The sequence below is a fragment of the Pseudomonas parasichuanensis genome, assembly GCF_021601385.1.
In the GTDB taxonomy this organism is placed as follows: Bacteria; Pseudomonadota; Gammaproteobacteria; order Pseudomonadales; family Pseudomonadaceae; genus Aquipseudomonas; species Aquipseudomonas parasichuanensis.
On record NZ_BQHO01000021.1, the window covers coordinates 61,123 to 86,084 of the forward strand.

General features: G+C 65.9%; 20 protein-coding genes. 6 read left to right on the top strand and 14 right to left on the bottom strand.

Going from position 1 to position 24,962, the window contains the following annotated elements; genetic code table 11:
* Nucleotides 1–5: 5 nt before the first annotated feature.
* A complete protein-coding gene (mutM, locus tag L6D77_RS17205) occupies nt 6–818 on the bottom strand; it encodes a bifunctional DNA-formamidopyrimidine glycosylase/DNA-(apurinic or apyrimidinic site) lyase (RefSeq protein WP_232883001.1) in 813 nt (270 codons plus the stop codon).
* Between the two features lie 3 nt (nt 819–821).
* Nucleotides 822–1,640, bottom strand: coding sequence for an HDOD domain-containing protein (locus L6D77_RS17210; RefSeq protein WP_232883037.1), 819 nt, complete (start codon nt 1,638–1,640; stop codon nt 822–824).
* Nucleotides 1,641–2,010: 370 nt separating this feature from the next.
* Between L6D77_RS17210 and L6D77_RS17215 the strand changes: the two genes are divergently transcribed.
* Nucleotides 2,011–3,207, top strand: a complete 1,197-nt coding sequence (locus L6D77_RS17215; protein ID WP_110992134.1) for a class I SAM-dependent rRNA methyltransferase — start codon at nt 2,011–2,013, stop codon at nt 3,205–3,207.
* Nucleotides 3,208–3,336: 129 nt separating this feature from the next.
* Here L6D77_RS17215 and L6D77_RS17220 read toward each other — a convergent pair whose 3' ends face one another.
* Nucleotides 3,337–5,013: a DUF4153 domain-containing protein gene (locus tag L6D77_RS17220; protein ID WP_232883002.1), complete on the bottom strand. Its 1,677-nt coding sequence runs from the start codon at nt 5,011–5,013 to the stop codon at nt 3,337–3,339.
* A 319-nt stretch (nt 5,014–5,332) separates the two neighbouring features.
* On the opposite strand from L6D77_RS17220, the gene ilvD reads away from it, so the two are divergent.
* Nucleotides 5,333–7,174 carry a dihydroxy-acid dehydratase gene (ilvD, locus tag L6D77_RS17225; RefSeq protein WP_232883003.1) on the top strand — a complete coding sequence of 614 codons (1,842 nt, stop codon included), beginning with the start codon at nt 5,333–5,335 and terminating at the stop codon, nt 7,172–7,174.
* Nucleotides 7,175–7,346: 172 nt separating this feature from the next.
* Here the strand turns inward: ilvD and L6D77_RS17230 are convergent, their stop codons facing one another.
* Nucleotides 7,347–8,402, bottom strand: a complete 1,056-nt coding sequence (locus L6D77_RS17230; RefSeq protein ID WP_232883038.1) for an HAD family hydrolase — start codon at nt 8,400–8,402, stop codon at nt 7,347–7,349.
* A 247-nt stretch (nt 8,403–8,649) separates the two neighbouring features.
* On the opposite strand from L6D77_RS17230, the gene L6D77_RS17235 reads away from it, so the two are divergent.
* Nucleotides 8,650–10,041 (top strand): L-cystine transporter, encoded by a 1,392-nt coding sequence (locus tag L6D77_RS17235; protein ID WP_232883004.1) that lies wholly within the window; start codon nt 8,650–8,652, stop codon nt 10,039–10,041.
* 135 nt (nt 10,042–10,176) lie between these two features.
* On the opposite strand, the gene L6D77_RS17240 is transcribed toward L6D77_RS17235, so the two are convergent.
* Nucleotides 10,177–10,692, bottom strand: a complete 516-nt coding sequence (locus L6D77_RS17240) for a dihydrofolate reductase (protein ID WP_232883005.1) — start codon at nt 10,690–10,692, stop codon at nt 10,177–10,179.
* Between the two features lie 54 nt (nt 10,693–10,746).
* On the opposite strand from L6D77_RS17240, the gene L6D77_RS17245 reads away from it, so the two are divergent.
* Both L6D77_RS17245 and L6D77_RS17250 read left to right on the top strand, forming a co-directional pair.
* Nucleotides 10,747–12,138: a DUF2868 domain-containing protein gene (locus L6D77_RS17245; protein WP_232883006.1), complete on the top strand. Its 1,392-nt coding sequence runs from the start codon at nt 10,747–10,749 to the stop codon at nt 12,136–12,138.
* Nucleotides 12,131–13,489 carry a GTPase/DUF3482 domain-containing protein gene (locus tag L6D77_RS17250; protein WP_232883007.1) on the top strand — a complete coding sequence of 453 codons (1,359 nt, stop codon included), beginning with the start codon at nt 12,131–12,133 and terminating at the stop codon, nt 13,487–13,489. Before L6D77_RS17245 ends, L6D77_RS17250 begins: the two co-directional genes overlap by 8 nt.
* Before the next feature lie 101 nt (nt 13,490–13,590).
* Here the strand turns inward: L6D77_RS17250 and L6D77_RS17255 are convergent, their stop codons facing one another.
* The 6 genes from L6D77_RS17255 to L6D77_RS17280 form a co-directional block, all read right to left on the bottom strand.
* The gene (locus L6D77_RS17255; protein WP_232883008.1) at nt 13,591–14,142 is read right to left on the bottom strand and encodes a phosphonate degradation HD-domain oxygenase; all 552 of its coding nucleotides are present in this window, start codon (nt 14,140–14,142) and stop codon (nt 13,591–13,593) included.
* Nucleotides 14,143–14,278: 136 nt separating this feature from the next.
* Nucleotides 14,279–15,304, bottom strand: a complete 1,026-nt coding sequence (locus tag L6D77_RS17260; protein WP_232883009.1) for a putative 2-aminoethylphosphonate ABC transporter substrate-binding protein — start codon at nt 15,302–15,304, stop codon at nt 14,279–14,281.
* A gap of 30 nt (nt 15,305–15,334) precedes the next feature.
* On the bottom strand, nt 15,335–17,059 hold the full coding sequence (locus tag L6D77_RS17265; RefSeq protein ID WP_232883010.1) for a putative 2-aminoethylphosphonate ABC transporter permease subunit: 1,725 nt from the start codon (nt 17,057–17,059) through the stop codon (nt 15,335–15,337).
* Between the two features lies 1 nt (nt 17,060).
* The gene (locus L6D77_RS17270; RefSeq protein ID WP_232883011.1) at nt 17,061–18,119 is read right to left on the bottom strand and encodes a putative 2-aminoethylphosphonate ABC transporter ATP-binding protein; all 1,059 of its coding nucleotides are present in this window, start codon (nt 18,117–18,119) and stop codon (nt 17,061–17,063) included.
* 217 nt (nt 18,120–18,336) lie between these two features.
* Nucleotides 18,337–19,206: a LysR family transcriptional regulator gene (locus L6D77_RS17275; RefSeq protein ID WP_232883012.1), complete on the bottom strand. Its 870-nt coding sequence runs from the start codon at nt 19,204–19,206 to the stop codon at nt 18,337–18,339.
* Nucleotides 19,207–19,363: 157 nt separating this feature from the next.
* A complete protein-coding gene (locus L6D77_RS17280; RefSeq protein WP_232883013.1) occupies nt 19,364–21,616 on the bottom strand; it encodes a heavy metal translocating P-type ATPase in 2,253 nt (750 codons plus the stop codon).
* An 82-nt stretch (nt 21,617–21,698) separates the two neighbouring features.
* Between L6D77_RS17280 and cadR the strand changes: the two genes are divergently transcribed.
* Nucleotides 21,699–22,142, top strand: a complete 444-nt coding sequence (cadR, locus tag L6D77_RS17285) for a cadmium resistance transcriptional regulator CadR (RefSeq protein WP_232883014.1) — start codon at nt 21,699–21,701, stop codon at nt 22,140–22,142.
* A 119-nt stretch (nt 22,143–22,261) separates the two neighbouring features.
* On the opposite strand, the gene L6D77_RS17290 is transcribed toward cadR, so the two are convergent.
* Genes L6D77_RS17290 through L6D77_RS17300 form a run of 3 tightly spaced genes read right to left on the bottom strand, consistent with a single transcriptional unit; the run spans nt 22,262 to nt 24,890 of the window.
* Entirely contained in the window at nt 22,262–23,233 is a 972-nt protein-coding gene (locus L6D77_RS17290; protein WP_232883015.1) for a thymidylate synthase, read from the bottom strand.
* 48 nt (nt 23,234–23,281) lie between these two features.
* Nucleotides 23,282–24,091: a prolipoprotein diacylglyceryl transferase gene (gene lgt, locus L6D77_RS17295; RefSeq protein ID WP_232883016.1), complete on the bottom strand. Its 810-nt coding sequence runs from the start codon at nt 24,089–24,091 to the stop codon at nt 23,282–23,284.
* Nucleotides 24,092–24,107: 16 nt separating this feature from the next.
* On the bottom strand, nt 24,108–24,890 hold the full coding sequence (locus L6D77_RS17300; protein ID WP_232883017.1) for a sulfite exporter TauE/SafE family protein: 783 nt from the start codon (nt 24,888–24,890) through the stop codon (nt 24,108–24,110).
* Between the last annotated feature and the right edge of the window lie 72 nt (nt 24,891–24,962).

Genomic DNA, 24,962 nt, shown 5'->3' on the forward strand with positions numbered 1-24,962 from the left:
CGAGTTCAACGCTGGCATTTCGGGCAAAACACGCTCGCCCGCTGCCCCAGCTTCACCTCACGCAATTCAGTGCCGCACACCTTGCACGGCTGCCCACCGCGCCCATAAACGAACAGCTCCTGCTGGAAATACCCCGGCTGCCCGTCACCACCGATGAAATCGCGCAAGGTCGTGCCACCTTGCTCGATGGCCGCCGCCAGTACCCGCTTGATCTCGATCGCCAGCCGCAGATAGCGCGCCCGGGAAATCCCGCCCGCCTCGCGGCGCGGGTCGATGCCGGCGGCAAACAACGCTTCGGTCGCGTAGATGTTGCCCACCCCGACCACCACCGCGTTGTCCATGATGAACGGCTTGACCGCCATCGAGCGGCCACGGGACAGCTGGAACAGCCGCTCGCCATCGAACAGGTCGGTCAAGGGCTCCGGCCCCAGGCGTAGCAGCAGTTCGTGGTTGAGCGGGTCGAGGCTCCAGAGCATGGCGCCAAAGCGCCGGGGGTCGGTGTAGCGCAGCATCAGCCCCGACTCCAGCTCGATGTCCACATGCTCATGCTTGGCCGCCGGCAGGCCCAGCTCGACCAGGCGCAGGTTGCCCGACATGCCCAGGTGGCTGATCAGCGTGCCCACCTCGGCGTTGATCAACAGGTACTTGGCGCGGCGCTCGACGCTGACGATGCGCTGCCCCGACAGGCGCACGTCGAGGTCTTCCGGGACCGGCCAGCGCAGGCGCCGGTCACGCACCACCACGCGGCTGACTCGCTGGCCCACCAGGTGCGGCGCGATACCGCGCCGGGTGGTTTCGACCTCTGGCAATTCCGGCATGGTTCAGTGCCCGCCCAGTTCGCGGATATCCTGCTTGAGCTGTTCGAAGTCGTATTCCGACAGCCCGATGTATTCCAGCACCAGCGGGCCGACCACGTTCCACTCATGGTCGACGCTCTGGTTGCCCAGCACCCGGTACGAGGCGCAGATGTGTTCGGACATCTTCAGCACCGCCAGCAGGTTCTTCAGCTGGGTCTTGGTGTTGCACGAGGACTCGTCGCGGAACACCGCCAGGGCATTGTGGTGGTTGGCGATGGCCGCGCTGATGTGCTCCGGCAGGCGCCAGGACTTGGCGGTAAACAGGCCGACCACCGAGTGGTTGGTGTTGAACGCGCGGTTCTCGGTGTCGACCACACGGGTTTCTGAATCCGCCTTGGCATAGGCGTCTACCAGGACATCCATGTAGTTGGGGAAACGCTTGAGCATCAGCGGCACGCCACAGTCGTGGAACAGCCCCAGGGTATAGGCCTCGTCCGCCGACTGGATGCCGGTGCGCTTGGCCAGGGTGAGGCAAGTCATGGCCACGTCCTGGGCGGTGTCCCAGAAGCGGTTGAGGGTGACGATGGTCTCATCGCTCATCTCGCCCTTGATCGACTGGGCGTTGATCAGGTTGATGATCGAGCGGCTGCCCAGCAGGTTCACCGCGCGCTGGATCGAACCGATCTTGTTCGACAGGCCGAAATGCGGCGAATTGACCAGCTTGAGCAAGGCCCCCGACAGCCCTGGGTCCTGCGCGATCAGCTTGGCGATGGTCTCCAGGTCCGGGTCGGGCATGTACTGCTCGAACTGCAGGTCGACCATGATCTGCGGCTGCGGCGGAATGGTGATGCCTTGCAAGGCTTGCTGGATCTGTTCGGCGGTAAGTTCCTGGGACATGCGCACTCTCTCGCTGGGGACGGGGAATTCTAACCCTGTACGCCGGCAGGGCACCAATTAGTGGATCGTTGGGTTCAGGAATTTCTTTAGCTGTAGGAGCGGCCTCGTGCCGCGAAAGGGCTGCGCAGCGGCCCCGGCGATTTCTGCATGCACGCTGAAATCCTGGGGCTGCTGCGCAGCCCTTTCGCGGCACAAGGCCGCTCCTACAGTAGAGCTGCGTAGGGCAGTGGCTCACACGCTCGCCACTTGGTCGCAGCTACCAGCGAATTCAGGGCCGACGCGGTATACTCCCGCTCTTTTTTCCCGGAGCGACGTCATGTCCCTGCCCAGCCTTCGTCTCAAAGCCAATGCCGACCGCCGCCTGCGCGCCGGCCACCTGTGGGTCTACAGCAATGAAGTCGACGTTGCCGCCACCCCGCTGCAGGGCCTGAAGGCCGGCCAGCAGGCCATCCTCGAAGCCGCCAACGGCAAGCCGCTGGGTGTGGTGGCCATGAGCCCGAACAACCTGATCTGCGCCCGCCTGCTGTCGCGCGACGCCAAGCTGCCGCTGGACAAGTCGCTGCTGGTGCACCGCCTGAACGTGGCCCTGTCACTGCGCGAGCGCCTGTTCGACAAGCCCTGCTACCGCCTGGTGTACGGCGACTCCGACCTGCTGCCGGGCCTGGTGGTCGACCGTTTCTTCGACATCCTCGTGGTGCAGCTGGCCTCGGCCACCATGGAAGCGCACAAGGACGAAGTGATCGCCGCCCTGATCCAGGTGCTCAAGCCCAGCGGCATCCTGTTCAAGAACGACTCCGCCGCCCGTGATGCCGAAGGCCTCGAGCGCTATGTCGACACCGTCTACGGCGAAGTGCCGGACTGGGTCGCCCTGGAAGAGAACGGCGTCAAGTTCGAAGCCCCGGTACGTGAAGGGCAGAAGACCGGCTGGTTCTACGACCACCGCATGAACCGCGCGCGCCTGGCGCCCTACGTCAAGGGCAAGCGCGTACTCGACCTGTTCAGCTACATCGGTGGCTGGGGTGTGCAGGCCGGCGCGTTCGGCGCCAGCGAAGTGTTCTGCGTGGATGCCTCGGGCTTCGCCCTGGACGGCGTCGAGCGCAACGCCGCGCTGAACGGCATCAGCGAGAAGGTGACCTGCATCGAAGGCGATGTGTTCGAGGCCCTGCGCGAACTGAAAGCCGCCGAAGAGCGCTTCGACGTGATCGTTGCCGACCCGCCCGCCTTCATCAAGCGCAAGAAAGACCTGAAAAACGGCGAGGCCGCTTACCGCCGTCTCAACGAACAGGCCATGCGCATGCTCAACAAGGACGGCATCCTGGTCAGCGCTTCGTGCTCGATGCACCTGCCCGAGGACGACCTGAACAACATCCTGCTGACCAGCGCCCGCCACCTGGACCGCAACCTGCAACTGCTCGAACGCGGCGGCCAGGGCCCGGACCACCCGGTGCACCCGGCGATCAGCGAGACCCGTTACATCAAGAGCATTACCTGCCGCTTGCTGCCCAACAGCTAGGCGCGGCGGCCTGACAGCATGGGCGAGGTGGGACAACTGTCTTGCTCAGCCTTTCTGTAGGAGCGGCCCGGCAAGGCCGCTCCTACAGTGGGCGTGTGCACACACGCGATGGGCTGCAGGGCAGGCCCGTTACCGCCTGAAATCCTGCATCAGCTCCTGCCCGCCAATGCTCAAGGTCTTGTAGCGCGGCGTGACCAGCTTCACCGCCCCTTCGCGAATGCCGTTGGCCAACCCCTCCAGGTTGTCCATGTTGCCGCTCAAACTCCCCACTTCACGCCATCCCTGGTTATCCCAGGTGAGCACGAACAGGCGCGATGCATAGGTGTGCCGGGGGATCATCAGCACTTCGTTGTGCCCGTCGCCGTCCAGGTCCACCGCCCACAGATAGCACCCTTTGCCACCGCACTGGCTGTCGGCCAGGGTCGAGTCGGCCAGGGCTTCGCTGCTGGACTGCACCGGCCCCAGCCACTCCAGTTTTGGCCCGCGCTCCACGGCCACCTCCGGCTTGCGCACTTCCTCCAGCGTCGCCAGCAGTTGCGCACGCCCTGGCGCATCGAGCAACTCATCCGTTTGCAGCCGTTTCTCAAGCTGTTCGAAGGCGTCACGCCCCGGCTGGCCTAGCTCGTGATACAGGTTGCGCGCATCGAACTCGCCGACCGGCGTGCGCCCACTGACCAGGCGCTCGACCTGGTTTTTCGCACTCAGCGCCTGTGGCGCGAGCAACGGCGTGTAGAACACCACTACCAGCACCGCGCTCAGCAGAGCGATCCACGGGTTGCTCACCCGCAGGCTGTACAACCAGCCTTCGCGCGACGCCAGCACCGCCCAGGCCGCCGCCAGGCCGTGGGCCAGCATCACCCCCACCAGCAACAGCGCCAGGATGCGCGATGGCGTCAGCCCGTACTGATCGATGCGCATCCAGCTGGCGTAGGCGGCCAGGCTCACCAGCACCGGCAGGCACAGCAGGCTGGCGTTTACCAGGCGCTTGAGCGCAACGGGGTAGACGCTGCCCTGATGCCCCTCCTGGAACACACCATTGACCAGGAACAGATTGATGATCGCCAGCACCAGCAGCAGGGTCGTGGAATAGCCTGTGTCCCACACCGGCTGCAGCCCGGTGAACGGCAGCGTCAGGGTGAACAGCACGGTAATCAGTGCACCGAGCGGCAGCAGGAAGCGGCACAGCGTCAGCAGGATGCCGCGCAGCAGGCCGATGACCTTCTCGTTCTCCCGGCCCATGCGCACACCCAAGGAAAACACCACCGGCAGCACCAGCCAGAGAAACAACGGCGACTCCACCGCATCCGTCACCTGCGGGATACCCAGCATCTTGAACAGCAGCGCACACAGCCACAGCAGTTGCCAGAACAGGCCTGTCAGCATCTGCGCCAGGAACAGGATGAACACGTTGTTCCAGGCATGGCGGAACAAGTCTTCGTAGCGCGGCCGCAGCCCCTCGCGGGTCGGCCAGGCAAGGATGAACGCGGTGCCGATATAGCCCAGCACCACCGCGGCCAGGCACCAGGTCTGCTGCAGCCAGCCCATGGGCTCGGCGGCAAACACCCAGGCGCTGATCCCGCTGATCAACAAGGTGAGGCCCAGCACCAGCCATCCCGTGCCACGCTGGCGCACGGCGCTGCCGAGCAACTGCAGGTTGAGGCCCGCCACCACTACCGCGACGCACACGGCGACCGACAGGCCGAAGCCGAGCACTTCACCGTGCCCCAGCACGGTGGTGAGCAATACCAGGCCCTGGAGCAGGCCGATGACAACGTAATACAACAACGAGCGAGTAGGCGCCGGCATGGCAAATCCTTTTGGCCAGTGGGGTACGAAGCGCGTGAGTTTACCGAACCCTGCGCAACCGATGCCAAGGGCTTTACCGTGCGGGCTGGGCCGACTGCCAATTATCACAACGGCATTCCCTCGCAGGCGCGGCGGTGTAGAATCGGGCCTATTCATCGCCAGACATCCCCGGCGGGTTTATGAGCTCTGGTCGAGCCTGCGGCGATCCCGCGCGGTCTTCGGCCCCCATCCTTGCCAGCGGCGACCGGCCTTCGGCGTTTCAGGACAAGAGAAGCTCACTCCCTATTTACGTGACGTGATTTGCCGCCAGGAGCGCTCCATGCCTGATTACCGTTCCAAGACCTCCACCCACGGCCGCAACATGGCCGGCGCCCGCGCCCTGTGGCGCGCCACCGGGATGAAGGACGACGATTTCAAGAAACCGATCATCGCCATCGCCAACTCGTTCACCCAGTTCGTCCCGGGGCACGTGCACCTGAAGGACCTGGGCCAGCTGGTCGCCCGCGAGATCGAACGCGCCGGTGGCGTGGCCAAGGAGTTCAACACCATCGCGGTGGATGACGGCATCGCCATGGGCCACGACGGCATGCTCTATTCGCTGCCCAGCCGCGAGATCATCGCCGACGCCGTCGAGTACATGGTCAACGCCCACTGCGCCGACGCCATCGTCTGCATCTCCAACTGCGACAAGATCACCCCCGGCATGCTGATGGCCGCCCTGCGCCTGAACATCCCGGTGATCTTCGTCTCCGGCGGCCCGATGGAAGCCGGCAAGACCAAGCTGGCCAGCCACGGCCTGGACCTGGTCGACGCCATGGTCATCGCCGCCGATTCCAGCGCCTCCGACGAGAAAGTCGCCGAATACGAGCGCAGCGCCTGCCCGACCTGCGGTTCGTGCTCCGGCATGTTCACCGCCAACTCGATGAACTGCCTGACCGAAGCCCTCGGCCTGGCCCTGCCGGGTAACGGTTCGACCCTGGCCACCCACTCGGACCGCGAGCAGCTGTTCCTCACTGCCGGGCGCACCATCGTCGAGCTGTGCAAGCGCTACTACGGCGACAACGACACCTCGGTGCTGCCGCGCAGCATCGCCAACTTCAAGGCGTTCGAGAACGCCATGATGCTCGACATCGCCATGGGCGGCTCGACCAACACCATCCTGCACCTGCTGGCCGCGGCCCAGGAAGGCGAGGTGGACTTCGACCTGCGCGACATCGATCGCCTGTCGCGCAAGGTGCCGCAGCTGTGCAAGGTGGCGCCGAACATCCAGAAGTACCACATGGAAGACGTGCACCGCGCCGGCGGCATCTTCAGCATCCTCGGCTCGCTGGCCCGTGGCGGCCTGCTGCACACCGACCTGCCGACCGTGCACAGCGCCAGCATGGAGGAAGCCATCGCCAAGTGGGACATCACCCAGACCGATGACGAAGCCGTGCACACCTTCTTCAAGGCAGGCCCGGCCGGCATCCCGACGCAGACCGCGTTCAGCCAGTCGACCCGCTGGGAAACCCTGGACGACGACCGCGAGAACGGCTGTATCCGCAGCTTCGAGCACGCCTACTCGCAAGAAGGCGGCCTGGCCGTGCTGTACGGCAACATCGCCCTGGACGGCTGCGTGGTGAAGACCGCCGGCGTGGATGAGTCGATCCATGTGTTCGAAGGCAACGCGAAGATCTTCGAAAGCCAGGACAGCGCCGTGCGCGGCATCCTTGCCGACGAAGTGAAGGCCGGCGACATCGTGATCATTCGCTACGAAGGCCCGAAAGGCGGCCCGGGCATGCAGGAAATGCTGTACCCGACCTCGTACCTGAAATCCAAAGGCCTGGGCAAAGCCTGCGCCCTGCTCACCGACGGCCGCTTCTCCGGCGGTACTTCGGGCCTGTCGATCGGCCACGCCTCGCCGGAAGCCGCCGCGGGCGGTGCCATCGGCCTGGTGCAGGACGGTGACAAGGTGCTGATCGACATCCCCAATCGGTCGATCAACCTGCTGGTCAGCGATGAAGAGCTGGCTGCACGCCGTGCCGAGCAGGACAAGAAGGGCTGGAAGCCGGCCGAAGTACGCCCACGCAAGGTGACCACCGCGCTGAAGGCCTACGCCCTGCTGGCCACCAGTGCCGACAAGGGTGCGGTGCGTAACAAGGCGATGCTTGAAGGGCTGTGAGGCTCTGACTGGCTGAAAGAAGAACCGGCGCCCTGAGCGCCGGTTTTTTATGCCTGTGATGGCCCTATCGCCGGCAAGCCGGCTCCCACAGGTACAGCGTGATTGCAAGGCCTGTGACAACCCTGTGGGAGCCGGCTTGCCGGCGATGGGGCCGGTACAGGCAACCCAGCTGTTACTGAATCTGCTCCGGCGTCACGATCACCCAGTTCTTGTCCGCCGTCACCGGCAACCCCTCCTTGGCCTGGGCCGCCGCATGCTTGGCGATCATGCCGTTCAACTGGTCCATGTACTTGGCCTTGCGGTTTATCCACAGGTGGATGCCGCCCTTGCCCACGTCGACGCTGTGGAACTGCATGTAGCCATCGCTGGTTGGCGTGTCGCCACCCACCAGCACCGGTTTCTTCCACTCGTCGATATAGGTCAGGATCGCTGCCTGCTTGCCAGCCATCCAGGTCGCCGGGGTCCACAGGTAAGGGGTCAGCTCCAGGCCTTCGTTGGCCTTGGGGTCATAGTGCCCGGCCGTGATCTGCTTGCGCGCGGTGGTCAACTGGCCCGTGGCGCGGTCCTTGAGCAACAGGCTCACACCAATCACGTTCTCGGGTTTGACGTTGTAGCCGTACTTGGGGTCGGCGGCGACCATGCGCACCAGCTCTTCCGACGCCGCCGAAATCACGTACACCTCGATGCCATTCTCCATCAGCTTGTTGTACAGCTCGGCCTGGCCGGTGAAGACCTTGGGCGGCTGCACTTCGATGGTCTTGACCTGGTCCCCTTCGTAATAGGTGCTGGGGATCGGCTTGCCCGAGGCCATCAACTCGTCGACCTGCTGCTTCAGCTCCTTGAGGGTGAAGCCCGAGAACACCTGGGCCACCCAGGGGTAGCAGACCATGTCGTCGATCTCGCACAGGCGGTAGTAGTAGCTGAACAGGCTCTCCTTGTGCTCGGCGGTGTCTTTGAACGGGATCAGCTTGAGCGAGGGGTCGAGCTTGTCGCGGGTCAGCAGGCCCTTGTTCTCCATGTACGGCAACAGCGACTCTTCGAGGTCGAAGCGGTAACTGGTGTTGTCCATGTCGAACACCGCGTAGTTACCCTTGTTGGCATTGGCGGCGATCATTGCGTCGAGTTTGCTGGCCGCTTCGGCGGGCCAGTGTTTGAGCTCGGTGGCCGCCCAGCTGCTGGCGCTGAGCAACAAGGCCAGACTGCCGGCAAGCAGTTTCGGAGCAGACATCATGTGCAGTTCTCCCAAAGACGTGGCCGCTCAACCCTAGACCCGTTTTGTGACACCCAGACGCTCGCGACCGACCCCGACGCAGCCGCAAACGCCATGTGGATTGCCAATTGCGACATGGCGTTATTCCATAAACGACTATGCACATTCCTTTTAGGTATAAATTCGTTTGTTTTCAGGCTGTTAGCATTTCGGTTCGCAATCGCTCATCAGAGGCGATGCCTCTTCTGCTTTTTCTGGAGCTTCAATGAACCTGCCGCTGTCTCTCAACCTGCTGGCGTTCCTGGCCCTGCTGCTGGGCCTGGCGCAAACCCGCCGCACCGACTGGAGCCTGGCCAAGAAAGTGCTGTTGGGCCTGGCCCTGGGCGTGGGCTTCGGCCTGGTCCTGCACACGGTCTACGGCGCCGGTCACCCGGTGCTCAAAGCCACCATTGCCTGGCTCGACCTGGTCGGCAACGGCTATGTCGGCCTGTTGCAGATGATCGTCATGCCGCTGATCTTCGCCTCGATCCTCAGCGCCGTGGCCCGCCTGCACAATGCATCCGCGCTGGGCCGCATCAGCGTGCTGAGCATCGGCACCCTGCTGCTGACCACCGCCATCGCCGCGCTGATCGGCATCGCCCTGACCAACCTGTTCGGCCTCAGCGCCGAGGGCCTGGTGGCCGGCGTGCAGGAAAGCGCGCGGCTGCAGGCGATCCACAGCGACTACGCGGGCAAGGTCGCCGACCTCAACATCCCGCAGCTGCTGCTGTCGTTCGTTCCCACCAACCCGGTGGCCGACCTGGCGCGGGCCAAACCGACCTCGATCATCAGCGTGGTGATCTTCGCCGTGTTCCTGGGCCTGGCTGCCCTGCAACTGATCAAGGACGACAAGGACAAGGGCGAACGCGCGCTCTCGGCCATCGATGTGCTGCAAGCCTGGGTGATGCGCCTGGTGCGCCTGGTGATGAAGCTCACCCCCTATGGCGTGCTGGCGCTGATGACCAAGGTGGTGGCCAGCTCCAACCTCGACGACATCCTCAAGCTGGGCAGCTTCGTGGTGGTGTCGTACATCGGCCTGGGCCTGATGTTCGTGGTGCACGGGGTGATCCTGGCGCTGACCGGCGTCAGCCCGCTGCGTTTCTTCCGCAAAGTGTGGCCGGTGCTGACCTTCGCCTTCACCAGCCGCTCCAGCGCCGCCAGCATCCCGCTGAACATCGAGGCGCAAACCCAGCGCCTGGGCGTGCCGCAGTCGATCGCCAGCTTCAGCGCCTCGTTCGGCGCCACCATCGGCCAGAACGGCTGCGCCGGCCTGTACCCGGCGATGCTCGCGGTGATGGTCGCCCCGGCGGTGGGCATCGACACCTTCGACCCGCTGTGGATCGCCACCCTGGTGGCCATCGTCACCCTGAGCTCGGCCGGTGTGGCCGGCGTGGGCGGTGGTGCAACCTTCGCCGCGCTGATCGTGCTGCCGGCCATGGGCCTGCCGGTGGAACTGGTGGCACTGCTGATCTCGGTGGAGCCGCTGATCGACATGGGCCGCACGGCATTGAACGTCAATGGCTCGATGACGGCGGGCGTGGTGACCAGCCAGTTGCTCAAGCAGACCGACCAGCAGGTGCTGGGTGGGGATGAGCATGCCGAATTGAGTCATTCCTGAGAGATTGCTGGGGGCGCTGTGCGTCCCTTTCCGGCCGGTCCGGCGCCCCCGGCAAGGCCGCTCCTGCAGGAAATCGCATCCTCCTGTAGGAGCGGCCTTGTGTCGCGAGTGGGCTGCGAAGCAGCCCCGGCAATATCAAGCCTTGTCCCAAACCTCGAAGTGATACGCAGGCTTGCCGTCCTCAGCCTGCGCCGCACTCGACGCCAGCCGCCACTGCCCCTTGTCGAACACCGGGAACCACGCATCGCCCTCCGGCGACAGCTCCACCCGAGTCAGGTACATCCGGCTCACCAAGCCCTTCTCCAGCGCCTGCCCGTACAGCTGCGCCCCGCCGATCAACATCAGTTCCTCGACACCCTGCTCCCGCGCCCACTGCTCGGCGCGCACCACGGCGTCTTCCAGCGAAGCGAACACTTCGGCACCGGCCAACTGCAGGCCCGGTTGGCGACTGACGACGATGTTCAACCGCCCCGGTAGCGGCCGGCCCAGCGAATCCCAGGTCTTGCGACCCATGATGATCGGCTTGCCCAGGGTGGTGGCCTTGAAGTACTTGAAGTCCCCCGGCAGGTGCCAGGGCATGGTGTTGTCGATGCCGATCACACGGTTCTCGGCGAGGGCCGCGATCAGGCTGAGGGGAAGTGAGGTAGTCATGGCGGCGAGGATAGCACCGGGCACGTGGGTTATGCTTGCGCCCTGACCTGTGCAATGGACGAGCTTGTGACTGCACTGACTGAACTGGACAAGCGCTGGCTCACCGAAGCGGTGCGCCTGCGCGAAGAACACGCCGGCCCCCTGGAGGACCAGGAAGCCAACCGCCGCGCCCGCCAGCAGGGCGGCGACCTGGCCACGCGCATCGAGGCCCGCGCCCTGTGGCTGGCCGAACGCGACGGCATGGCCGATGCGCTGCGCCACTGGAAGCAAGGCGCCCGCCTGGCACTGATGGCGCTGATGGTGCTGGCCGTGTTCAGCGGCGCCGGGCTGGGCCTGGCGGCACTGGGCGATGGCCAGCGCCCGGTGAACGTGTTCTGGGCCCTGGGCAGCCTGCTCGGGCTCAACGTTCTGTTGTTGGCCGGCTGGGCCATCGGCTTCTGCTACGCAGGCGAACAAGGCGCAACGCTGGGCCGCCTGTGGTTGTGGCTGAGCGAACGCCTGGCCCGTGACGCCAAGGCTGCGCAACTGGCCCCGGCGCTGCTGGTGCTGCTGCAACGCCAACGCCTGAACCGCTGGCTGCTCGGCGCCCTGGTGCATGGCCTGTGGCTGCTGGCGATGCTGGCAGCGCTGGGCATGCTGCTGGCGTTGCTGGCGACCCGGCGCTATGGCTTCGTCTGGGAAACCACCCTGCTCGCCGCCGAACCCTTCATCGCCCTCACCCACGCCCTCGGCGCCCTGCCAGCGCTGCTCGGCTTCGCCGTGCCGGACGAGGCGATGATCCGCGCCAGCGGCGACACCCTGCCGGCCCTCGACCTGGCCCGCCAGGCCTGGGCCAGCTGGCTGCTCGGCGTGGTGCTGGTGTACGGCCTGCTGCCGCGCCTGGTGCTGGCCGCGCTGTGCCTGTGGCGCTGGCGCCAGGGCCGTGGGCGGCTGGCGCTGGACCTCAACCTGCCCGGCTATGCGCAGTTGCGCGAGGCGCTGATGCCACGCAGCGAACGGATCGGCGTGCAGGACGCAGCTCCCGAAGCACTGCCGCAGTTCGAGGCCGGGCAACTGGACAGCGGCAGCAGCGGCGCCCTGCTGGTGGGCCTGGAGCTGGACGATCAGCATCCCTGGCCACCGGCGCTGGCGAAAAACGTGACCAACGCCGGCGTGCTCGACAGCCGCGAGTCCCGCAACAAACTGCTCGAACAACTCGGCCGCTTCCCCCCGGCGCGCCTGGCCATTGCCTGCGATCCACGCCGCTCGCCGGACCGTGGCAGCCTGGCGCTGCTCGCAGAACTTGCACGCAATGCCGGCGCCACGCGCATCTGGTTGCTCCAGCCGCAACCCGGCCAGGCGCTGGACGCTGCACGCCTGGGCGACTGGCACGACGCCCTCGACCGCCTGGGCCTGCGCCACGCCGATACCTCGCCGCTGACCTGGCTGGAGCATGGCCATGACTGAGCCCCTGAAACTGGCCGTGGTCGGCCACACCAACGTCGGCAAGACCTCGCTGCTGCGCACCCTCACCCGTGATGTCGGCTTTGGCGAGGTCTCGCACCGCCCCAGCACCACCCGCCATGTCGAAGGCGTGCGGCTGTCGGTGGACGGTGAGCCGCTGCTGGAGCTGTACGACACCCCCGGCCTGGAAGACGCCATCGCCCTGCTCGACTACCTCGAACGCCTGGAACGCCCGGGCGAGCGGCTGGACGGCCCGGCCCGGCTGGAGCGTTTTCTTCAGGGCAGCGAGGCGCGCCAACGCTTTGAACAGGAAGCCAAGGTGCTGCGCCAGTTGCTGGCGAGCAACGCCGGGCTGTACGTGATCGACGCCCGCGAGCCGGTGCTGGCCAAGTACCGCGACGAGCTGGAGGTACTGGCCGGTTGCGGCAAGCCACTGCTGCCAGTGCTCAACTTCGTCGCCAGCCACCAGCACCGCGAGCCGGAATGGCGCGAAGCCCTGGCGCGGCTGGGGTTGCACGCCCTTGTGCGGTTTGACAGCGTGGCCCCGCCCGAAGATGGCGAACGGCGCCTCTACGAAAGCCTCGCCCTGTTGCTGGAAGAGGCCCGCCCGGCCCTGCAACGGCTGATCGACGACCAGCAGGCCCAGCGCCTGGCCCGCCAGCACAGCGGCAAGCGCCTGATCGCCGAATTGCTGCTCGATTGCGCCGCCTGCCGGCGCAGTGTCGAGCCCGCCGACGAAGCCAAGGCCATCGAGGCCCTGCGCCGCGACGTGCGCCAGCGCGAGCAGCGCTGCGTCGAGGCGCTGCTCAAGCTCTATGCCTTTCGCCGTGAAGATGCCGAGGCCGGTGACCTGCCGTTGCTGGATGGCCGTTGGGGCGATGACCTGTTCAACCCGGAAACCCTGAAGCTGCTGGGTGTGCGCCTGGGCAGTGGGGTGGCGGCAGGTGCGGCGGCGGGTGCCGGTGTCGATCTGCTGGTTGGCGGCCTGACCCTGGGCGCTGCCGCATTGGCTGGCGCCATTGCCGGCGGTGCGCTGCAGACTGCACGCAACTATGGTTCGCGGTTGATGGGCAAGTTGAAGGGCCAGCGAGAGTTGACGGTGGATGACACTGTGCTGCGCCTGCTGGCACTGCGTCAGCAGCAGTTGATGGTGGCGTTGGATAGCCGCGGGCATGCGGCGCAGGACAGCATTCGCCTCGGCGCACTGGACGAGAAGGCCTGGCGCGAAGGCAAGCTGCCCGAGGCGCTGAACAAGGCGCGGGCGCACCCGCAGTGGTCCACGCTCAATCCGGGGGCCAAGGTGAACCAGGCTGAGCGCCAGGAGCAGTTGGAGGCGTTGGTTTTACAGATCTGAGTCAGCAGGCCCGGCCCTTTCGCGGGCAAGCCCGCTCCCACAGGATCTCCAAATAACCTGTGGGAGCGGGTTTACCCGCGAAGAGGCCAGTACAGTCACCATCAGATCAAAGCCAGTGCCTTGGCCTTGAGGACCTCCAGGTCCAGCAATGCCACACCCACTTCCTTGGCCTGCTCATCCCACTCCCGCATCCGCAGGCTCACCGCAAACAACGGATCGCCCTCGAACGTATCCGCCTCGGCCTCACTCATCACCCCACCCTGATACCCCAGCGTGCGTCGGCTCGCCTCGCTCAACCGGTCGTAGTACCCCGGCTGGCGCAGGGTCAGGTAGCGCTTGGCCTCGACGTGGTACTGCACCAGCCGCGCCATGCGCTCGCCGAAACCGCAACGGCGCAGGTAGTCGGCGCCGAGGCGCTCATGGCTGACCACACCAAAGCCGCCCATGCTGCCTTGGCCTTCCCCCAGCAAGTGGCCGATGTCGTGGAAGAACGCGGCCAGCACCACTTCGTCGTCGTAGCCTTCGGCCATGGCCAACTGGGCGGCCTGGGACATGTGCTCGAGCTGGGTGATGGCTTCGCCGATGTAGTCGGCACTGCCGTGGTGTTGGTACAGGGCGAAGGTGTTGTCGATGACCTGGACTGCAGTGAGCATGGATTCACTCCTGGATAAATCGGTAAGGCCAATCGCCGGCAAACCGGCTCCCACAAAGAGCAGCGTTACGCCGACCCTGTGGGAGCCGGCTTGCCGGCGATTCGAGGCCGCAGGCCTCGCAGAAGACCAGCCGCTGTTACTGCTGGGCGACTTTCTCCGACTTGCCGTCATAGCGCTTGCGCCATTCGCTGAGGATCTCGTCGCGGTTCTTCGAGGCCCAGGCGAAGTCGTTCTTGATCAGGCGCTGCTCGTAGTCGGCCGGCAACTCGGTCTGTGGCTTGGCGATGCCCGGAGCAGCGAGCACGGCGAAGTTCTCTTTGTATAGCTCCATCGCGGCGGGGCTGGCGGAGAAATCTGCCAGGCGCTTGGCCGCATCGGCCTTCGGCGAGCCCTTGATCACTGCAGTGGCCTCGATCTCCCAGCCCAAGCCTTCCTTCGGCAGCACGATGTCCAGCGGCGCGCCCTGGCGCTTGAGCTGCACGGCGGGGTATTCGAACGAGATGCCGATCGGGAACTCGCCAGCGGCAGCGAGCTTGCACGGCTTGGAGCCGGAATGAACGTACTGCCCGATGTTCTGGTGCAGGGCGTCCATGTAGGCCCAGCCCTGGGGCTCGCCAAAGGTCTGCAGCCAGGCGCTGACATCCAGGAAGCCAGTGCCGGACGAGGCCGGGTTGGGCATGACGATCTTGCCCTTGTACTCAGGCTTGGTCAGGTCCTGCCAGCTCAGCGGCTTGCTCAGGCCCTGTTTCTCGGCTTCGACGGTGTTGAAGCAGATGGTCGCAGCCCACACGTCCATGCCCACCCAGGCCGGCGGGTTGGCGGCGTCGCGGTAGTTGGGCGAGATCTTGCCCAGGTCCTTCGGCGCATAGGCGTCGAGCATGCCGTTCTGGTCGAGGATGGCCAGGCTGGACGCGGCCAGGCCCCACACCGCGTCGGCCTGCGGGCGGTCTTTTTCGGCCAGCAGCTTGGCGGTGATGATGCCGGTGGAGTCACGCACCCACTTGATCTCGATGTCCGGGTTGGCCTTCTCGAAGGCCTGCTTGTAGCTCTTGAGCTGCTCGGCCTCAAGGGCGGTGTAGACGGTCAGCTGGGTGGCGGCAGCCGAGGCCTGCAGGCTGAACACGGCGGATACGGCAGCGGCAAGTGCGAGGGGCTTGAACATGGTGCGGTTCCTATCGTTGTGGGCAGTCGGTCAATGGCCGGGGGCGCGTTGGCGCCAGGCCTGGGAGCGGCGCAGCAGGCCGCGTGAAGCACCGGCCAGCAGCAGCGAGGCGGCGGCACTGGTGAGCAGGATCAGGGTGGACATGGCGGCGGCGCCGCCGACGTTGCCGGCGTCATCCATGTTCAGCACGGCGACGGCAGCCAGGATGGTGTCGGGGCTGTAGAGGAAGATCGCCGCCGACACGGTGGTCATGCCCGAGACGAACAGGTAGCGGATGATGTCCAGCAGCGCCGGCAGGCAGATCGGTACGGTGACGCGCATGAAGTGCTTGTACAGCGGCGCCTTGAGCGACAGCGCGGCGGCTTCGAACTCGCCGTCGAGCTGGCGCAGGGCGGTGGTGGCGGTCATCTGCGCGGTGGTCAGGTAGTGGGCGATGGTGCACACCACCAGCAGCGCCATGCTGCCGTAGAACACATGCAGCGGGTTGCCGTTGAGGTTGAAGAAGAACACGTAGCCCAGGCCGAGTACCAGGCCGGGCACGGCCATGGGGATGAAGCTGAGCAGGCGCAGGGCCTGATTGAGCAGGCGTTGGCCCTGGGTCTTCTCCATCAGGTAGGCGCCGCTGAAGATCACCACGCTGCCGATCAGCGCCGTGCACAGGGCCATGGTCACGCTGTTGCGGTAGGCCAGCCAGCCGCCACCGGCGGTGTCATCGAACTGGTAGTGGTTCAGCGACAGCGACAGGTTGTAGGGCCAGAACTTGACCAGCGACGAGTACACCGCCATGCCGATCACCGCCAGCAGCGCCGCACACACCAGCACCACGATGGCCAGGAAGCAGGCATCGCGCAGCCTGGAAGGCTTGGGCTCGAACACCTGGGCCCGGCCGCTCATGGCATCGCCCTGGCGGCGGCGCAGCCAGGCATCGACCGCAAAGCTGAGCAAGGCCGGCACCAGCAGCACCATGCCGATCAACGCGCCACGGCCAAATTGTTGTTGGCCGACCACCGCCTTGTAGGCTTCCAGCGCCAGCACCTGGTAATCACCGCCGACCACCACGGGCACGCCGAAGTCGGTGATGGTCAGGGTGAACACCAGGCAGAACGCGGCGAACACCGCCTGGCGCGTGGCCGGCCAGGTAATGCTGAAGAAGGCCCGGGTTGGCCCGGCGCCCATGCTCGACGCGGCGTCGAACAGCCGCGCATCGGCCAGCGACAGCGCCGAGAGCAGGATCATCAGGGCGTGGGGGAAGGTGTAGATGGCCTCGCCGAGCACGATGCCCCAGAAGCCGTAGATGTTGTCGCTGAGCAGCCCGCGCAGCAGGCCCTGGTTGCCGAACAGGTACACCAGGGCGATGGCCGGCAGCATCGACGGTGCCAGCAGCGGCAGCAGCGAGATGCCGCGCCACAGGCCCTTGGCCGGGATCAGCGTGCGTTGCAGGGCATAGGCGAACAGGTAGGCCAGCGGCACCACGATGGCTGCGACGGTGAAGGCCACCGACAGGCTGTTGCCGAGCAGCCAGTGGAAGTTGGCGCTGGCGAACAGCTCGCGGGCCGCCACCAGGCCACCGCCCTGGCCGGCATCGGCACTGAAGCCTTTCCAGAAGATCGCCAGCAGCGGCATCAGCACCGCCAGCACCAACAGGAGCAGCAGCAGGCTCTTGCCACCGACGACAAACAGGCGGTCACCGAAGGCGACGCCACTGCGCGGCGCGGCCTTGGCGGTGTTCAGGGGCAGGGTCATGGGCGCGGCCATCTCAGGCAAACACCTGCAGGCTCTGCGGTGGCAGGGCCACCCAGATGTCCTGCGAGCCCAGGCGGGGCATGGCTTCCGGGGCCAGCTCGGCGAGCAGCGCATGGCCCGGCAGGGCCTTGAGCTCGAAGCTCATGCGGCAGCGGTTGCCGAGGAAAGTGATCTCGCGGACCTTGGCCGGGAACAGGTTCTCTTCATGCACCACCGGGTTGACGGTGATCGCCTCGGGGCGGCAGAACAACCGGCCACTGCTGGCACTGCCGGCGTTGGCCGCCAGGCGCATGTTCATGCCGCCGACCTGGGCATGGCTGTCGCCGCTGCGCTGGAACGGCAGCCAGTTGCCCTGGCCGACGAATTCGGCGACGAACGGCGTGGCCGGCTGGTCGTAGATTTCCTGCGGGGTGGCGTACTGCTCGACCTGGCCGTTGTTCATCACGGCGATGCGGTCGGCCATCAGCATGGCCTCGTCCTGGTTGTGGGTGACCATCAGCGTGGTGATGCCCAGTTGGCGTTGCAGCTGGCGCAGCTCGGTGCACAGGTGCTCGCGCACGCGGGCATCGAGTGCCGACATCGGCTCGTCGAGCAACAGCAGCGAAGGCTTGGGCGCCAGGGCGCGGGCCAGGGCCACCCGTTGCTGCTGGCCGCCGGAAAGTTGGCCGGGGTACTTCTTTTCGCTGCCCGACAGGCCGACCAGTTCGAGCATCTCGCTGACACGCTCGCGCACCTGGTCCCGGCTGCTGGCGGTCAGGCCGTAGGCGATGTTGGCTTCGACGGTGAGGTTGGGGAACAGCGCATAGGACTGGAACAGGATGCCGTAGTCACGGGCCTGGGGCGGCAGCTCGGAAATGTCGCGCTCGCCGATGTACAGGGTGCCGCGGTCCTGGCGCTCGAGCCCTGCGATGCAGCGCAGCAGGGTGGTCTTGCCGCAGCCCGAGGGGCCGAGCAGGCACACCAGCTCGCCGGCGGCGATGTCCAGGGACACGTCGTTGAGCGCGGTGAAGGCGCCGAAGCGTTTGTGGATGCCGCGCACTTTCATCTGTGCGCCCGGGGTGACGTGGTTCATGGCAGGTCCTCATCGAAGCGATGGGGGCCATGCTAGGCAGGCTGTGCGAAGGTTCTGTGGCGTTGGGGCAAAAGCCGGTGATAGTGGTATAGGCAGATTTTGTAGTGGCCTTGAGGGCCCTATCGCTGGCAAGCCAGCTCCCACAAAAGCAGGTCGGCGCTAGCCCTGTGGGAGCCGGCTTGCCGGCGATGAGGCCGGTGCAACCAGTCGAGAACTGTCAGAATTGCGAACCCACCACTTCCTGCGCCACCCCCAGGAACGCCGCCGGTAACCGCGCCTGGCGCCGCTCTTTCAGGCAGTACAGGTACTCATGCATCACCGGCGCATCGTCCAGCGCCAGCACCCGCAGCTCGGGGTTGTGCGGCACCTCATGGCGGGCAATGATGCTGATGCCGATATTGCGCAGCACCGCCTCGCGGATCGACTCACGGCTGCCGATCTCCAGCAGCGCCCCGGCCTTCACCCCGGCGTCCTGCATCATCTGCTCGGTGAGCTTGCGGGTGGTCGAGCCCTTCTCGCGCATCAGCAGGCAATGCCCGGCCACCCCCTCGATCGACACCGCCTGGCGCTGGGCCAGCGGGTGGTTGCGGTGCACCGCCAGCACCAGCGGGTCGGTGCCCAGCACCCGGCGCACCAGGCGTGCGTCTTCGAGCAGTTGCGACGAAGCGGCGATATCCACCCGGTAGTCCTCGAGCATTTCCAGCACCTGCTGCGAGTTGCCGATCTCCACCGCCACTTCCACCTGGGGCAGGCGCTCGCGGAAGATCTTCACCAGGTCGAGGATGTAGTACGGCGCGGTGGCGGCGATGCGCAGGCTGCCCTGGGCCTGGCCGCTGTTGCGCAGTTCGAACTCGATGTCCGCCTCCTGCTGCAGCAGTGCCTTGACCATCGGCAGCAGGCGCACGCCCTCTTCGCTGAGTACCAGGCGCCGGCCGCCACGGTAGAACAGCTCGACGTTGTACTGGCTTTCAAGGTTGCGGATCTGCGTGGTCACCGTGGGCTGGCTGAGCCCGAGCTTCTTCGCCGCCAGGGTGATGCTGCCCTGGCGGGCCACCATGTAGAAGGCCTTGAGCTCGGCACTGAGCATTGTGGATAACCTCTTGTGGAACAGACATGACCGGGGACCCAACACGCCCCCTGTGGGAGCGGCTTCAGCCGCGAACACCGGCAGAGCCGGTGCCATCCACCGCGTTGCCTGCTTCGCGGCTAAAGCCGCTCCCACAATGACCGCGTCGCCGGTGGCGCTATTTGCGCAGCAGGCGCAAGCCGTTGAACACCACCAGCAGACTCACGCCCATGTCGGCGAACACCGCCATCCACAGGGTGGCCATGCCGGCAAAGGTGATCGCCAGGAAGATCGCCTTGATCCCCAGGGCCAGCACGATGTTCTGGGTGAGGATCGCCGCACTTTGGCGCGACAGCCTGACGAAGGCCGGGATTTTGCGCAAGTCGTCGTCCATCAACGCCACGTCGGCGGTCTCGATGGCGGTGTCGGTACCGGCGGCGGCCATGGCGAAGCCGATCTCGGCACGGGCCAGGGCCGGCGCATCGTTGATGCCGTCGCCGACCATGCCGACGCGGTGGCCCTGGGCATACAGGGCTTCGATGGTGTTGAGCTTGTCGGCCGGCAACAGGTTGCCCTCGGCGCGGTCGATGCCCACCTGCGCGGCGATGGCCTGGGCGGTGTGGGGATTGTCGCCGGTCAGCATGACAGTCTTGATACCCAGCTCATGCAGTTCGGCGATGGCCTGGCGGCTGCTGTCCTTGACCGTGTCGGCCACGGCGAACAGCGCCAGCGGGCCGCTGCGGTCGAGCAGCAGCACCACGGTCTTGCCCTGGCGCTCCAGCACATCCAGTTGCGCTTCCAACTCGGGCGAGCACAGGCCCAGCTCCTCCACCAGGCGGTGGTTGCCCAGGTGGTAGGTTTCGCCGTCGATGCTACCGCGCACACCACGGCCGGCCAGGGCGGCGAATTCGCTGACCTCGCTCAAGGGCAGGTTCTGCCCTTGGGCAAACTGGGCGATGGCGCCGGATACCGGGTGGTCGGAGCGCGCGGCGAGGCTGGCGGCCAGGGCCTGGGCGCGGCCTTCGAACAGCGGCTCGAGGACTTTGCTGTCGGTCTGCACCGGCTTGCCGTGGGTGATGGTGCCGGTCTTGTCCAGGGCCAGGAAGTCCAGCTTGCGCCCGCCTTCGAGGTACACCCCGCCCTTGATCAGGATGCCCTTGCGCGCCGCGGCAGCCAGGCCGCTGACGATGGTCACCGGGGTGGAGATAACCAGTGCGCACGGGCAGGCCACCACCAGCAGCACCAGGGCGCGGTAGACCCAGTCGAACCAGGCACCGCCCATGAACAGCGGCGGGATCAGCGCGACCGCCAGTGCCAGGGCGAACACCACCGGGGTGTAGATGCGCGAGAACTGGTCGACGAAGCGCTGGGTCGGCGCACGGGCGCCCTGGGCCTGTTCGACGGCCTTGATGATCCGTGCCAGGGTCGACTGGCCGGCGGCGGCGGTGACGCGGTACTCCAGGGCGCCGGCCTGGTTGATGGTGCCGGCGAACAGTTTGTCGCCCACGCCCTTCTCGACCGGCAGGCTTTCGCCGGTGATCGGCGCCTGATCGACGCTGGATTGCCCACTCACCACCTCGCCATCCAGGCCGATGCGCTCGCCGGGGCGTACCCGCACCTGGGCACCGATGGCCACCTCGCGCACCTCGACTTCGCGCCACTGGCCATCGCCCTGCAGCACGGTGGCGGTGTCCGGGGTGAGTTGCATCAGGCCGCTGATAGCGTTGCGCGCACGGTCCAGCGAGCGGGCCTCGATCAGTTCGGCGATAGTGAACAGCACCATCACCATGGCCGCTTCCGGCCATTGGCCGATCAGCACGGCTCCGGTCACGGCGATGCTCATCAGCGCGTTGATGTTGAGGTTGCGGTTCTTCAGGGCGATCCAGCCCTTCTTGTAGGTGCCCAGGCCGCAGCCGAGGATGGCGGCCAGCGCCAGCGCGGCGACCACCCACTCTGGGGCAAGGGCGGAGAAGTGCACGATTTCGGCGGCGATCGCCGCCACACCCGACAGCGCCAACGGCCACCAGCGGGTCTTGGCGACAGGCGCAGCGCTGGTGTCGTCTTCACCGCTCAGCGGCTCGGCCTGCATGCCCAGGCTGTCGATGGCGCGCTCGATCTCGGCGGTGCCGTCGAGGGTGTGGCGCACGCCCAGCACGCGGTTGATCAGGTTGAATTCCAGCTGCTCGATGCCGGCCATCTTGCCCAGCTTGTCCTGGATCAGGGTCTGCTCGGTCGGGCAGTCCATGGCCTGGATGCGGAAGCGGCTGAGCTGCGCCCCGGCGCTGGCCTTTTCGGTCAGTTGCACCAGGGCCGGCGCGGCACTGGCGGCGCAGCAGCTGTGGGCATGGGTGTCGTGGCAATGGCCTTTGTCACCATGAGCGTGGTCATGGGCGTGGTCATGCTTGTGTTCGGGGCTGACAGGCTGGTTCATGGGTTTGTCCTTAAAGGGAGCCTGTTGCCAAGTGAACACCCTGTAGCCACTATAGGGTCAAGCCCTCTGCAGGAGATTTGCCATGAAGATCGGAGAACTGGCCAAGGCGACCGATTGCGCCGTGGAGACCATTCGCTACTACGAGCGCGAGCAATTGTTGCCCGAGCCTGCCCGCACCGATGGCAACTATCGGCTGTACACCCAGGCCCACGTGGAGCGGCTGACGTTCATCCGCAATTGCCGGACGCTGGACATGACCCTGGATGAGATCCGCAGCTTATTGCGCCTGCGCGACAGCCCGGAAGGCTCGTGCGGCAGCGTCAATGCGCTGATCGACGAGCATATCGAGCATGTGCAGGCGAGGATCGATGGGTTGCTGGCGCTGCAGGCGCAGCTGGTGGAGCTGAGGCAGCAATGCAATGCGCAGGGGGCGGAGTGCGCGATCTTGCAGCAGCTGGAGACCAACGGGGCGGTGACGGTGCCGGAGACCGAGCATTCGCATGTGGGGCGTAGTCACGGGCATTAGAGACTTGGGGCCGCTTTGCGGCCCATCGCCGGCAAGCCGGCTCCCACAGAGTCACGCGTCCCCCTTGTGGGAGCCGGCTTGCCGGCGATGGGCTGCGAAGCAGCCCCGACTCTCTTGAATCAAACCGCCATCGGCGCCGTCATCGGCGCATGGTGCTCATAGCCTTCCAGCCAGAAATCACTCGGTTCGATCTTCTCCAGCCACTCCGGCTCGTACTTGCCGGTCTCGGCAAACGCCGGCACCCGGTCACTGATCACCAGCTTCGGCGCCGCCAGCGGCTCGCGCTTCATCTGCTCGTTGAGCATGTCCAAATGGTTCTCGTACACATGGGCATCGCCGATGAAGTAGGTGAACCAGCGCGGGGTGTAGCCGGTCAGGCGGCCGAACAGCGACAGCAGCGCCGCGCCTTCGGTGAGGTTGAACGGCGTGCCCAGGCCCAGGTCGTTGGAGCGGATGTAGAGGGTCAGGGAGATTTCCCGGGTCTCGACATTCGGGTGGAACTGGTACAGCAGGTGGCACGGCGGCAGGGCCATCTCGTCGAGCTGGGCGCAGTTCCAGCCGTGGAACAGGATGCGGCGGCTGCCCGGGTCGTTGGCGATGGTGTCCAGGCACTGGCGCACCTGGTCGATGGCCTTGTACAGGATGACGAACGCCTGGCCGTCTTCCTCGTCCTGGGCGATCTGGCGGAAGCCCGCTTTTTCGGCCATTGCGATGGCGGCCGGGTTGCTCAGCGCAATGCGCTTGTAGCCCGGCCACTGGCGCCATTGCACGCCGTAGATTTCGCCAAGATCGTCCTGGCCCTGGCGGAACGGGTTGGCCAGCCACTGGGCGTTTTCGTTGGCGTTCTGGTCCCAGACCTTGCAGCCCAGTTCGCGGAACTCGCCGGCGTTCTTCACGCCACGCAGAAAGCCCACCATCTCGCCGATCGCCGACTTGAACGCAAGCCGGCGCGTGGTGATGGCCGGGAAGCCTTTTTGCAGGTCGAAACGCAGCATGGCGCCCGGCAGGCTGATGGTGCGGGTGCCGGTGCGGTTTTCCTGCAGCGTGCCGTTGTCGATGACGTCACGGACCAGATCTAGATACTGTTTCATGGCTTACCTGTAACAAGAACGGCAGGGGGATCGCCCCTGCCGTGGGAATCAGACGGCGGCCTTGGCCGTAGGTTTACGGTTGTAGGCCCACCAGATCAGGAAGATGCCGCCGACGATCATCGGCACGCAGAGCAACTGACCCATGGTCAACCAGCCGAAGGCAATGTAGCCCAGCTGGGCGTCCGGCACCCGCACGAATTCCACGATGAAGCGGAAGATGCCGTAGAACAGCGCGAACATGCCGGAAACGGCCATGGTCGGGCGCGGCTTGCGCGAGTAGAGCCAGAGGATGAGGAATAATGCCACACCTTCCAGGGCGAACTGGTACAGCTGCGACGGGTGACGCGGCAGTTGCGCCGGGTCGCTGAACGGCGGGAACACCATGGCCCACGGCACGTCGGTGGCCTTGCCCCAGAGTTCGGCGTTGATGAAGTTGCCGATGCGCCCGGCGCCCAGGCCGATCGGCACCAGCGGCGCGACGAAATCCATCAGCTCGAAGAACGACTTGTTGTTGCGCTTGCCGAACCACAGCGCCGCCAGCATCACGCCGATGAAGCCGCCGTGGAACGACATGCCGCCCTTCCACACTTCGAAGATCAGCGTGGGGTTGGCCAGGTACTGGTGCAGGTCGTAGAACAGCACGTAGCCCAGGCGCCCGCCGACGATCACCCCCATCGACAGCCAGAACACCAGGTCGGACAGCTTCTCGCGGGACCAGGTGGGGTCGAAACGGTTGAGCCGGCGCGAGGCCAGCAGCCAGGCGCCGCCGATGCCGATCAGGTACATCAGGCCGTACCAGTGGATTTTCAGCGGCCCGAGGGCCACGGCCACGGGATCTATCTGCGGGTAAGGCAGCATGGATTTTCCTCTTGGTTCAAATCAAAAAGCTTAAGCCAACGCAGAACAGCAGCGCGGCGAACAGGCGTTTGAGCAGGCGCGGCGACAGCTTGTGCGCCAGGCGCGCGCCAAAGCGGGCAAAGAACATGCTGGTCACGGCGATGCCGACCAGCGCGGGCAGGTAGACGTAACCCACGCTATGGGCCGGCAGGTGTTCTTCGTGCCAGCCGAGCCACATGAAGCTCAGCGCACTGGCCAGGGCGATCGGCAGGCCACAGGCCGACGAGGTGGCCACGGCCTTCTGCATGGGCAGGCTGCGCCAGGTCAGGAACGGCACGGTCAGCGAGCCGCCGCCGATACCGAAGATCGCCGAAGCCCAGCCGATCACACCGCCAGCGCCGATCAGGCCCGGCTTGCCAGGGATGCCACGGCTGGCCTTGGGTTTGAGGTCCAGGGCCATCTGCACGGCGATCACCAGGGCGAACACGCCGATGATCTTCTGCAGCATCGGGCCCTGGATCAGCGAGGCGGTCTTGGCCCCCACCAGCGCACCGAGCAGGATGCCAACGGCCATCCAGGTGAAGATCGGCCACTGCACCGCGCCTTTGCGCTGGTGCTCGAGCACGGCATTGATCGAGGTGAAGACGATGGTGGCCAGCGAGGTACCGACCGCCAGGTGGGTGAGCACCGCAGGGTCGAAGCCCTGCAAGGTGAAGCTGAACACCAGCACCGGCACGATGATGATGCCGCCCCCCACGCCGAACAGCCCGGCCAGCACGCCGGCGCAGGCCCCCAACAGCAGATAGAGTACGAATTCCATTCGTGGCCCCTGTGGAAAACAATCCGGCATGGTAACGGAAGCCAAGCCCGGCGCTCTAGTGAAGTCTGTGTC